This window comes from Acinetobacter sp. 1125_18A (genome assembly GCF_052824985.1).
Map to the genome: position 1 here is coordinate 1 of NZ_VTDG01000022.1, position 12316 is coordinate 12316.

Genomic DNA, 12316 nt, shown 5'->3' on the forward strand with positions numbered 1-12316 from the left:
GGATATAAACATAAAAAATAATCTAATTGCAGCACAAAATGCTGGATTGGTTGTTAGTTACGACTTAAATATTGCAGCTGGGAATAAGCAAGAACTGAAGGGTAGTCTATTGCAGGCAACAGTAGGCACAATCAACTTAAAGGCGGGTTCAAACGATACCAAAGGATTAATTAATATTCAGGATGGTACTGTCTGGGCAGGTGAAAATCTGAATTTAAACAGTTCAGGTGATATTGCGATAAAAAATATGGGGCTGATTGCAGATAATGCAGTTAGTAAAGTCAAAAATATTAATGCTTATAGTGATCAGAATTTAACATGGGAACATACTGGCCCAGCCTTAGCTCAGATTTCAGGCAAAGTACAACTGGATGCTGCAAATAAGCTTAACCTTTTAAATGGTGCTCTTTCAGCCAAAGATGATATCAACCTGCAGGCGAATCAATTGGTTTTAGGGAGTGCTTTGACTTCGGACAAGTCGATTAATATTACATCCAAAGTCGGTGATTTAACGTTAAGTCATGGATTGACCGCCAACGGTGATATTAATGCTTCTGCTGATAAAGGCAGTTTAATCACCAGTGGTTTAAAAGCCACATCCAATGGTGGAAAACTTTCACTGATGGCAGGAAAAAACGTAACGCTTACTCATGCAGGGCTGACTCGATCAGTATTATTGGGTGCTCAGGGAGTTAATGTTGCTTCAGTTGGAGATGGCAACGTCACTGCTTTATCATCAGATTTATATTCCAATCAGGGTAATGTTTTAATCAATTCTAATCTTAAAGCCAGCTTGACTGACACGACCTTAAACGCCACTAAAAATATTGAGGTTTTTGCAAAAGATAACCTGACTTTGGATGGTATGATTACATTAGGTAGAGCACATACGGCCTTAAATTCTAAAAAGAATATCTATATCAACAGCTCTGCAGTGGCAGCAGATGTACCTATCTTTAGTTCAGCCAAATCCACACAACTTACCTCTACAGGTAGTTTGTCTGTAACCAGTGGCGGAGATATTAATGTACAAAATGCAAAATTGACGGGTGGGGCTGTACTTGTTGAAGCAGGTGGAGGTTTTAACCCAAATACAGCAGTTGAGCTAAATGCAACAGGCAGTGATTTATTAAAAAATGATACGAAGATTAATAGTATTAATGGTGATTTAAGTGTTCAAACGAATAAAACATTAAATATAGATCCTAAAAAAATCACTTTAAAAGCTACTGGTGATATTGAATTAGTCTCTAAAGCTGGTGATTTGAACTTACTTGGTTATGGTGGGGCAGCTGGAAATGGTTCTGAGCAAGTGGTTAAATTAAATACGTCTAACGGTGGGGTGAGTTTAGAAGGTAAAAATATCAATATCGAAGGTGCTCAAATTAATTCAAATAATGATATTAAAATTATTTCATCAGATGGAAATATATTGGTTGATGGAGTTAAAAATACCTTTAATAATTATAAGGTTGTTAAAATTATTAATGATTTGAATAATACTAAAGCTATTTTAGATTCAAAGCAAAAGAGTTTATTTCAAGACCCAACATATAAATTCATTAATGATAACTATGGTGTTTGGGTTGAAGGAACTATTGACCCACAAGTTTTATCAAATGCTAAAAAGCATTTAGAAAGTTTATATGATGTAAAAGTATACATTGATAAACAATATTCAAGTTTTAAGAAACAATGGAGATATTTTGTTGATATTAGTAATAAGTATCCAAATAAAATAAAAGATTTAGATGAAGATCTTAATTTTTACAAAGATAATTTATCCGGATATATGCATCAAGGCGTTAATTTAAAAAGTAATGTTGGTAAAATAGATATTATATCGAATAAAGGTACGCAAATTACTGGTGCTGAAATTGTTGCATCGAATGGTATTGTAAATATTGAGGCACGCGGACCTTTACCACAAATATATACAAGTACGACACTGGATAAAGATGGAAAAGCAAAAAAAATTGGTGCAAGTATCATAATTGATGGCTTAGCAGATTTTTATGATAGAGGTAAAGATACAGATGCAGACTATAGTGTGCGTCGTTTAATTAGCCCTACAGTGATTAATGGTTCAACAGGCGTAAATATTAAGGCTGTTGGAAATAGCTTTAACGACAATTTAGTTTTACAAGCAACTGGTGTGGTATCTCAAAATGGTGATGTTAGCATCCAGGCCAATAAAAATATTTTATTCGATGCTGCTGTAGAAACTAACTATGATCGCTCAACAAAAACAGAGAAGAGGAAATCGTGGGGAGGGCTTAAAAAAAAGTATATTACGACAAGAGTTGAAAATGAAGAAGCAAATGCTGCTTCAGTAGAAATTATTGGTAAGAATATTAAGGTTGAAAGTAAGGAACAGAACCAAAATAATAGTATTGATATCTATTCTGGTAAATTTATAGCTGATGGAGGAAAAATATCAATACGTTCAGGCGGCAAGCTTAATTTTTATACAGTACAAGAATCATCAAGCAGTCAAACTGATGTGACGAAAAAATCATCATTTGCTGGCATTAAAATAGGAAACTCTAAAACGAGTACTAGTAGAGAAATACTTTCAGAGTTACCAACAAAATTAAAAGCGGATTATATTGGTGCTAAGTCTGGTTATGATATGCGTTTGGAAGGAACTGAGTTTCAATATTTAAAAGAAGCAACATTAGAATCTGGTGGGAAAATTGAATTATTCCCAGCAATAACAAAAATTACAGAAATAACAAAAAAGGAAAAGTCTTCTGTTGTTTGGCAATCTATGCAAGATAAAGGCTCAATCACTGAAACGGCAAAATTACCAAGTTTTAATGGGGCAACACCACCAGTTTTTAAAGCAGCAGGGGGGATTAGTATACAAATACCCGTGGGAGAGAAGGATCAGAATAAAGTACAAATTAGAGATGAGATATTAAGATTAGCAAACCAACCTGGGAATGAATATTTAAAAGATTTAGTTAATCGTAATGATGTTGATTGGAATAAAGCCATTCTTGCTCAAAAGGATTGGGATTATAAGTCACAAGGTTTAACAGGCGCTGGCGCAGCAATAGTTGTAATTATTGTTACTGTTTTAACATCTGGTGCTGCTTCTGGTGCAGTAAGTGCAATTTCAGGTTTAAGTGGTAGTCTAGGTGCTAGTGCTGGGGCCAGTGCTGCAATAGGGGCAGGTGCTGGTGCAGCAGTAAGTACTCTCGCAACACAGGCGAGTATTAGTTTGATTAACAATGGTGGCGACATTGGAAAAACCCTTAAAGATTTAGGTAGCAAGGAATCTGTAAAAGGCTTAGCAACATCAATTGTAACAGCAGGCCTATTAAAGCAAGTAGGTACTACACTTGGGTTGAAACCAGAAAGTACTCTATGGTCTGAACGAGTAATTAATAATTTCACTAATTCGGTTGGTTCAACTTTAGTTCAAACTGCAGTGAATGGTGGTGATCTCAGTGAAAATCTTCAAAAAGCATTATTGTCTGGTCTTGCTGGAGCATTACAAGGTGAACTTGCTCAGCAAATAAAGGGTTTGGAAGGCAACTATGTTTTACATAAGATTGCTCATGCAGCTGCAGGTTGTGTTGCTGGGGCTCTTCAAAAGAGTTGTGAGGCTGGAGCTATAGGTGCAGCAATGGGCGAGATTGTTGCAGGAGCTATACCTAGTGATAAACCAGTAGATCAAATGACAAATGAAGAGCGGATTGAATATGGGAAAAAGGTACTAGGGCTTTCTCAATTATTGGCGGGTACAGTTTCTGCAATGGCTGGTTATGATGTAAATATTGCAGCTAATGCAGCGAATGTTGCTATTAATAATAATTATTTAACTTCTAAACAGGTAGTTGAGTTAGATAAAGATATAAGAAATTGTGGTGGTAATAGTAATTGCTTAAACCAAATAGATAATAAATATTTTGGTAAAAATGGTTATTTTGCAATTAACCAAGAAGCCTATTTAAATTGTAAGACCTTAGATTGTAAATTAGAGCATGAAACAGCGCGACAAGCTGGAATTTTGACAAAAAAGAATACTCCATTTGTCGATTATAATTTACAAACTAAATTTATTAATAGACAAGATGCTTCGGCTGTAGGTTTATTAAAAAATGCAAATAGTGATACTGCCTTTATTCAAAGTGCCTCAAAAATATTAGCTTTTATTGATGTGAATTGTGGAGGGACAATAAATGCATCTTGTAATACTAAATGGCAGAACTATCAGGAAAAACAGAAATCGGATATGGTACTTCTGTTTGGTATGGTTGCTTCAGTTGGTGGGGGAGTAGTTACTACAGCTGCAATTAGAGGCTGTTTAACCAATACAGCGGCTTGTAATGTATCATTTCGCTTAGCAGTCGATGGTTTGTTTGCAGATGGAGCAATTTATGGCCCTGGAGCAGCAGGTATTACTTTGGCAGCTCGAAATCAAATGCTTAAAGAGGCTGATGAGTTGAAAGGGCTCTATAGTAAAGTTGTTTTAAAACAAGAATATAAACCACTTAGTGCCACGCAATGTAGCGGTTCTTCATGCTTTGTTGCTGGAACATTAATAGAAACAGACAAAGGATTAAAGCCTATTGAGCAATTGACAAATGGTGATCTTGTTTGGTCAAGAAATGATTCAAATTTTGAATATAGTTTTAAAACAGTCATTGGTACAAAACGTACAGAGAATCAATCGATTTATAAGATTATTATAAAAAATCAGAAAGGTATAAATGATATTTTATACACGACAGTAGAACATCCATTCTGGGTGAAAGGACAAGGTTGGATAAAGGCAGAACTATTACAATCGGAAATGCAGCTTTTAGATCGAAACAATGAAGTTTTAACAGTAGTAAGTCAAGAGAAATTATCTCATATTGATACTGTTTATAATATTGAGGTTGATCAGTATCATACGTACCATGTAGGTGAATTTGGAATTTGGGTTCATAATGCTAATTGTTGTGACTTTATTACAACTAATTCTGGACAGGTTGTAGATTTACGAGGGTTAACTAATAATCAACGTTTAAGCTTAGAAAGAGAGGCAACTGTTGCATCAATTACAGGTGGAAAAATTGCGGTTGAGCCCTATACTGTAAATGGAAAAATAATATTAGAAGATGTTTGGATTATCGGTAAAAATGGAAATAGATTAACTGGTATTGATGTATATGGTAAAAATGGAGAATTAATTTTAGTTGGAGGACCTGGAAAAAATAGTTCTGATAAAGTTTGGCAAGGTACTGAAATAGCTTTGAAAGCTATTAAATCAGAAGCAGTTTCAAAAGGCGTCAAAGCGCAGGTTTATTATCAAAGAGGAAATAGTGAAAGATTTTCTCAATTAATAATACAGTCTGAGAAAATTTTGGGTAAAGGTAATGTATTTATATTTGATTGATTAAGGAGAATTAAGATGGGGATTTGTATTGTAGCTTATAATAATGAGAACGATAATAAAACATTTTACTTAGGAAGCTTTAGTGCTTTATTTTCGCAGATTTCTAGCTCTACATTTGAAGATATGCCTATGTTTAATAAATTAATTGATGAATCTCATAGTGAAGATGAATTTTTTATCGAAAATGAAGATTTAAAAAGGTTAATAGATGAAATACATCAGCTTTTAAAAGATAATAGTGCTGTTTATTTGTCTGAAAATTTGAGAGGTTCTTTGCAAGATTTCTTATCTTTTTTTAGCAATAAAAAAATAGAATTCTGGAAAGTTTTGATCGCATAGTTTCTGTTTTTAGTAACTGTGTATGATAGCGGATTTATTGCATAAATTGTACTAGCTCAAACCAATCCGCCAGTTACCCATTTTTTAGTGTGTCTGTCAGTTTAAATTTGTGCTAGATTCTTTCAACTTATAATTCGTTTTCAATCTAGTCTATAAGTTATTTTATATGCGCCTTTTAAAACTGATAAATAGAATGGATTCGAGAAGCTTCCAGCCATCAGAGGGCTGGAGGCTCAGTTTTATGCGGGTTTTGCTCATTTTGAGCTACAAAACTGAGCCCAATCTGCCATTAAACTTTTACGTTTTTCTAAGTATGCCCCACGTAAGTATGCAGCTTCAACTTCATCAGGCAGTTTATGTGCAAGGACATGTTCACAGACTTCGCGAGGATAATCGGTCATATCAGCAGACCAGTCACGGAAAGTAGATCGAAAACCATGTGTGGTAATTACTCGATTTTGTTTTGGGTCAATATAGCCTAAGCCATTTTCCTTAAGTTTTTGTTCATGCATACGCTTAATCAAAGCAGTTAAGGACATATCGGAAAGCATGCCACCACCACGAGGTGCAGTGAAAATGTAACACTGTGATCGAGCATCAGCTTGAATTGATTTTAGCAATTCAATAGCTGGCTCTGAAAGCGGAACACGATGCTCTTTTTCAGCTTTCATGCGTTCTTTGGGAATAGTCCATACTTTATATTCAAAATCAATTTCTTGCCATTTAGCTCCAAAGATTTCACCAGAACGACAAGCTGTTAAAATTGCAAATTCTAGCGCTTTAGGTGAAATACCATTTTTATGGCGCAGGTGTTGAACAAATTCTGCTAACTGATCATAAGGTAAAGAAGGGTGAGGGCGTGATACTTGTTTTAAATTACCTAGAATAGGTTCTAAGTTACCTTTCCATTCGGCAGGGTTATCACCTTCAAAATATTCCATAGCCTTGGCATAATCAAAAATGGTTTCAATACGGCCACGGAGTCGTTTAGCCGTTTCATTTTTCTCAGCCCAAATGGGTTCCAAAACTTTGGCAATATCGACTTTAGTTATTGAGCCAATCACACGGTCACCTAAAATAGGATAGATATAAGTTTCTAACGTGGTCGACCATTGAGCAATATGTTTCTGATTTTTCAGCTCACGTGATTTATTGGCAATTACAATTTTGGCACATTCACTGAAAGTACGATCACGGAGCTTTTGAATACGTAAAGCTTGAAGTTGATCTTGTTTTTGTTGGATAGGATCATTCCCATTTCGAATTTGGGCTTTCATTTCATGAGCTTTAGCCCTTGCTTCTGCTAGTGACACTTCTGGGTAAGATCCCAATCCAATATCACGGCGATGAAGTTGCTGTTTGCCATTTTCATCAAAGCGCTGACCTACAACAACACGTAGTACCCAAGCACGAGAGTCATTCACAATACGCAGGTGCAAACCATTGACACCGCCTACAGCATGCCTGCCATTTCCTTTGATTTTTGCTACACTGAGTGCAGAGAGTTCCTTGGCTTTCTTAGGCATAGGCTTGTTCTTGTCCCACATAAAAACCCACATAGAATATTAGAAATGATTGGGTTTTGCAAGACGCGGTTGGATTGATTTTTACATAAATTGTTGAAAAATATATTTATGTTGGATTGGGTTGGACGGCATAATACAGGTGTTATACGGACACCGCTCCCGCCAAATAAAAAGGGAATCAAACGAATAGTTTGATTCCCTTTTTATTTGGCACAAATTTGGCACTATTCGAAATTGTAGCTGATGACCATTCAAGTCCATTGGCGACGCTACGCAACATTTGGCTGCTATTGTATTGATCGCGATCTCAGCGAATAGCGGCATCCGGAGCCGCTCCAAAATGGACAAAATATTTTTCTATAGATTTTAGCTGCAGGCTTATTCACCTAAGAATCATATTGCTGAATAAGCCTTAGAGATAGGTTTGTACTGCAAAACCGTTTCTAAGCAAAATGCTGCTTTAAAAAGGGTATTACGCATGCTGAATATTGTTCAGGGAAATCTCGATAAATATAAGTATGTTCTGCATCCGCGAAGATTTTAATTTCTACTTTTGTTACATGGTCGAGCCCTACTTTAAGCCGGTGGCCAAACTCGGGTGGAGTATAAATATCTTTTTCTCCATACATTAATAAGATGGGTGGTTGATATTTTACTTGTGTAGATTTTGCTAACGGATTGAGTTCCTGATTAAGTTTTGGTAGTAGTGTATTTGATACCTTGAGCATTGCATGAGCGACTGGATAATGTTTCCAGAATTCTGGTAATGTCGGAAATGTGCCTTCAAATACTGCAATTTTATATGGGTGTCCATCTTTTGCTAATGAGCATAGTCCCCAAGCTGCACCAAATGACGCACCAATTAAACCTACATTTAATTCGGGTGTTCGCTTTTGAGCATATATCCCTGCATGATATACATCATTGGGATAGTCAAATGAGAATCCTTCACTTTCTCCAAAACCATTAGCATCATAAATAAGTACGTTATAGCCATTTTTTAAAAATAGATCTGCATGTCCGTAACGGAGCCAAAATGCTTTAGCCGCTTTTCCCATTGGATGAGCAAGTACTAAAGTTGCTTTTGCTGCTGGTGCACTTTTCCAGTAGCCTGCGAGTGCTTGCTGGTCAGTTAAGGGAATAGTGACAGCCTCCCAGTCTTCTTTAGAAATAGCTTGAGGCCAAATCCAAGGTACTTCGAATCTTCCAAAAAATGGCTTTCGTAGAATTTGGTGAGCAATTTTTTTCATTTTGGTTATCCGATATTTTTCAAAGTTTATAATATCTAATAAAGTTCCTTTTTGGAACTTGTATTTCAAAATGTATTACTTATTAATTTCCTTTATGGAAATTGGGTATCGCTCATATTTTTAACCATTTTAATGATACATCGGGCAAACATGACGAATACGTTGAAATTAAGAAATGGAATAGATCAATTATCATTTATTTTTTAATTATATATAGAACGCAATAGCTATAATTCGAGTTGATAAGCCAAATTACTGAAAATAGATCCTGCAACAAAAAATTGTCGTGGTTTAAAGTCCAAGTAGTGTTTCTGGCATACGATTGTTTTACCTTTATGTAGATTAATAAAAGCAAAATCATCATTTGGGGTATGAATCAGTAAATTATGTTTTTGTTAGTGCTAGTATCCGAGACTACAGCCAGAATATACAATACGACAAGGCTGTAAATTTTCACTTAAACAAAACACTAATGCACCTTTTTTAGCCCCATCCTCTGAAAAATCAAGTAAAATTTTTGATTTTTGACCATCATTAATTGGATCAGCTATAGCAACACAGCGATTAGAATAGGTTTTAGATACTTCACATTTTTGTCCGCCATCCTGTTGACACGCTTTTAATGCTTTTGCTTGTGCCTCATCTTTAGATTTAAAATTTCTTGTAAAACCAATTGGACGCCCTTTTAAGCCTTTACTTTTATCCTCTGCAATCGCACCCCATAATGTTTCAATCATAGGATACAAAGTTGGATTTTGATTCGTATATCCACCACTTCCTCCACCTGGAATAGGTGCGCAACCTTGAGCACCTTGCCCACCTATTGGATAATAGCCTGAAGGACAATTCCCTTCAGCATGTGCATTCTCAATAGTTAAATAAATGATAAGAATAAAGAAAATGGATAAATTTAAAATCTGATTATTTGTCAATGTCATTCATTAATCTCCTTTAAAATCATGGCTTAATAATAAGGAAAGCTATGAGTTATTCTATATAAATCCTATATTTTAAAATGATAATAAGTTCTTTTGTGTTTTTAAATGTCAGTGCAATCTCGGTAGAAAGGATAGCACCTAAAATTTTTAGTTCCGTCTTTTAATGCAATAATTTGGCTAATTGATGTGGCATTAAAATGAACATTGGCTTTCTTTCATATAGAAAAAAACAAATCGTTCGGTAATACCCCCATTTTGAGTTGATTGAATGAGTAGAACACCAAAGTCCTTATACTGTGATCATATGCTGCAGATTGTTTTATAAAAGCTCATATAGTTTTGGCTGACTAAAATATCATTTTCATGTCACTTTAAAGTTTGGCAAATTATTTTATTGTAAAAGTCAACAAACTTAATCTGAGAGAAACTCATGAAAAATGTACTTAATCGAAGTGTAACAGCTTTAATCTGTATGGGTGCTTTAATGACCACAGTTCAAACATGGGCACATGAGGATGAAGATAAAGTGTTGACTAGAACAGTCGATGAACAGCCAATAGACAAGAAACAAAAGAAATGTGAAAAAAATTGTAAAACAAACAATGATCCTAAAACTCAAACAAATAACTCAACGCAACATCAGCATGGAAACGCCTCAGAAATGTCACAAATGGATCATTCAAAAATGACCAATATGCCTTCTTCGATGAAGGATATGGATCATTCAAATATGGAGATGCCAAACAAAACAAATAAGTAATTCTTTGAGAAAAATTATGAGTCTTTTAGACTCAACACATTTCATTGTGATCTCCAAAAGCTCATCAAAAGATGAGCTTTTTTAAAACATAAAATTTGTGTATGAACTATGCTTATTTTAAAAATGTCATCGCTTAGACACGATATTTGAGTATATTAGAAGAAATTTTCACAAAATAAATGTGTATGCCTGTTCAAGAAACGACTTCTCCACGTATTCCCAAATATATTGCCATTCGAGATGCTATTGCCCATGAGATTGAGTCAGGGCAATGGAGTGCCAATACCAAACTGGCTTCAGAGCGTGTGTTGATGGAACAATTTGCTACCACACGTGTCGCTGTTCGAGAAGCATTATTGGCTTTGGAAATGGATGGTCTTATTTATCGTTTAGATCGCCGTGGTTGGTTTGTTCGTGCGCCACGAATTATTTACCGTCCGCAATCAACCAAAAGTTTTAACCAATATGTGACTGAGCAAAGTGGTGTACCAAGTACGGAATTGATTTCTGCGGAATTGGTGCAAGCGACTTCCTGGGATGCAGCACATTTAAAAATTTCGGTGGGTGATGATATTTATTCGATGTGGCGACGTCGTAGTATCAATGGTCGTCCTGCGGTAGTTGAACATTTACGTATCAATGCAAGTTTATTTCCTCAATTCTTAGAACAACAATTAGAAGGTTCTATTACGACTTTGATGGCAGAGCACTATCAACGGCAATTGACCCGAGCGCATATTAATCTCTATCCAACGGTATTGTCAGAACAACAAGCCAAAGCATTGCATGTCAATGTTGGTAGTATGGGTTTATATATTTGTCGCACCAACTGCGATCAAAATGGAGTGATTACCGATGTTGACCAAGAATATTGGTTACATGATGTACTCGATTTGCATTTTGAAGCGTCATGATAAAGAATTAAAATAATTAATCTGGTTTAAACCAGATTAATTAAATTGTCATAAACTTTTGTTGAAATACAGGCTATCAAGAAGCAGCATTCGTTAGGAATGTCATAATGAGCCCGTATCTAAAACAGCAGCAAAAAAAGCTCCTCGCCATGGGCACAAGTATTTTATTTGCTTGTGTCAGCACGGCATGCACCACGTCTTCAACCTCGAATGATGCTGAGCAAATCACGGTCTATACCGCGGTTGAAGCGGATCAATTAAAGCGTTATCAATGGGAATTACGCAAAGCACATCCTGAATTAAAAGTAAAATGGGTGCGTGATTCGACAGGTGTGATCACCGCAAAATTATTAGCAGAACAAAAGAATCCACAAGCCGATGTGGTGATGGGACTTGCTTTGACCAGTTTATTGGTCATGGAAAAAAAAGACTTATTGCAACCGTATCGCCCGAAACATGTCGAACAACTTAAAATCGATTTTTATAGCCAAAAAGACATTCCAACATGGACAGGCATGACTGCTTGGGAGTCGGCTGTTTGTGTCAATACTGTTGAATTGGAAAAGAAAAAATTACCGATTCCGCAAACCTGGCAAGACCTGACTAAACCAATTTATAAAGGGTTAATCGTGATGCCAAATCCGGCATCGAGTGGCACAGGCTATTTGGATGTGACTGCATGGATGCAAATTTTTGGTGAAAAGCAAGCTTGGCAATATATGCAGGCACTCGATAAAAACATCTCTCAATATGTACATTCAGGCTCTAAGCCTTGCAAGATGGCGGCTCAGGGTGAAACGGTCATTGGAATTTCGTTTGGTTATCCGGGCTTTAAGTTGAAATCGCGTGGTGCGCCTTTAGAAATCGTCTATCCGAAAGAGGGGCTAGGTTGGGAAATGGAAGCCTCAGCCATTGTCAAAGGTACGAAAAAACTCAGCAGTGCAGAGAAGTTTATTGATTGGAGCATTAGCCAAGCTGCCAATGAAGCTTATGCACAAAACTTTTCAATGGTGGCACATCAAAATGTTCACAGCAAAAATCAGGACTTCCCAAAAAATCTTGCGCAGCAATTGGTGAAGAATGATTTTTATTGGGCAGCTGAACAGCGTGAATCAATTCTAAAACAATGGTCAGCAAAATTTGAAAAGTAATTGAATCATGTACACAACAAGCTATTCAGAATCAGTTATTCAAAAT

The 12316-nt window shown here is 36.0% G+C and carries 8 protein-coding genes; 5 read left to right on the forward strand and 3 right to left on the reverse strand.

Annotated features, from left to right (window positions below):
- The first annotated feature begins 109 nt into the window (after nt 1-109).
- Nucleotides 110-5392: a DUF637 domain-containing protein gene (locus tag FY049_RS21055; protein WP_446084311.1), complete on the forward strand. Its 5283-nt coding sequence runs from the start codon at nt 110-112 to the stop codon at nt 5390-5392.
- Nucleotides 5393-5407: 15 nt separating this feature from the next.
- The gene (locus FY049_RS21060; protein ID WP_446084312.1) at nt 5408-5731 is read left to right on the forward strand and encodes a hypothetical protein; all 324 of its coding nucleotides are present in this window, start codon (nt 5408-5410) and stop codon (nt 5729-5731) included.
- 254 nt (nt 5732-5985) lie between these two features.
- On the opposite strand, the gene FY049_RS21065 is transcribed toward FY049_RS21060, so the two are convergent.
- From FY049_RS21065 to FY049_RS21075, 3 genes are all read right to left on the reverse strand, one after another.
- Nucleotides 5986-7257, reverse strand: a complete 1272-nt coding sequence (locus tag FY049_RS21065) for a tyrosine-type recombinase/integrase (protein WP_446084322.1) — start codon at nt 7255-7257, stop codon at nt 5986-5988.
- A gap of 443 nt (nt 7258-7700) precedes the next feature.
- The gene (locus FY049_RS21070; RefSeq protein WP_262086501.1) at nt 7701-8507 is read right to left on the reverse strand and encodes an alpha/beta hydrolase; all 807 of its coding nucleotides are present in this window, start codon (nt 8505-8507) and stop codon (nt 7701-7703) included.
- Between the two features lie 401 nt (nt 8508-8908).
- Complete coding sequence (locus tag FY049_RS21075; protein WP_262781232.1) at nt 8909-9445, reverse strand: DUF4189 domain-containing protein; 537 nt, start codon at nt 9443-9445, stop codon at nt 8909-8911.
- Nucleotides 9446-9875: 430 nt separating this feature from the next.
- Here FY049_RS21075 and FY049_RS21080 point away from each other — a divergent pair, with 430 nt between their 5' ends.
- The 3 genes from FY049_RS21080 (at nt 9876) to FY049_RS21090 (ending at nt 12270) form a co-directional block, all read left to right on the forward strand.
- Complete coding sequence (locus tag FY049_RS21080; RefSeq protein WP_262086499.1) at nt 9876-10205, forward strand: hypothetical protein; 330 nt, start codon at nt 9876-9878, stop codon at nt 10203-10205.
- A gap of 179 nt (nt 10206-10384) precedes the next feature.
- Entirely contained in the window at nt 10385-11119 is a 735-nt protein-coding gene (locus FY049_RS21085; protein ID WP_411909874.1) for a UTRA domain-containing protein, read from the forward strand.
- A gap of 149 nt (nt 11120-11268) precedes the next feature.
- Nucleotides 11269-12270 (forward strand): putative 2-aminoethylphosphonate ABC transporter substrate-binding protein, encoded by a 1002-nt coding sequence (locus tag FY049_RS21090; protein WP_410549118.1) that lies wholly within the window; start codon nt 11269-11271, stop codon nt 12268-12270.
- Nucleotides 12271-12316 lie beyond the last annotated feature (46 nt).

Excerpts from the sequence above, each read along its gene's own strand:
- FY049_RS21060 (WP_446084312.1), top strand. The coding sequence starts at position 5,408 with ATGGGGATTTGTATTGTAGCTTATAATAATGAGAACGATAATAAAACA.
- FY049_RS21065 (WP_446084322.1), bottom strand. The coding sequence starts at position 7,257 with ATGCCTAAGAAAGCCAAGGAACTCTCTGCACTCAGTGTAGCAAAAATC.
- FY049_RS21070 (WP_262086501.1), bottom strand. The coding sequence starts at position 8,507 with ATGAAAAAAATTGCTCACCAAATTCTACGAAAGCCATTTTTTGGAAGA.
- FY049_RS21075 (WP_262781232.1), bottom strand. The coding sequence starts at position 9,445 with ATGACATTGACAAATAATCAGATTTTAAATTTATCCATTTTCTTTATT.
- FY049_RS21080 (WP_262086499.1), top strand. The coding sequence starts at position 9,876 with ATGAAAAATGTACTTAATCGAAGTGTAACAGCTTTAATCTGTATGGGT.
- FY049_RS21085 (WP_411909874.1), top strand. The coding sequence starts at position 10,385 with ATGTGTATGCCTGTTCAAGAAACGACTTCTCCACGTATTCCCAAATAT.
- FY049_RS21090 (WP_410549118.1), top strand. The coding sequence starts at position 11,269 with ATGGGCACAAGTATTTTATTTGCTTGTGTCAGCACGGCATGCACCACG.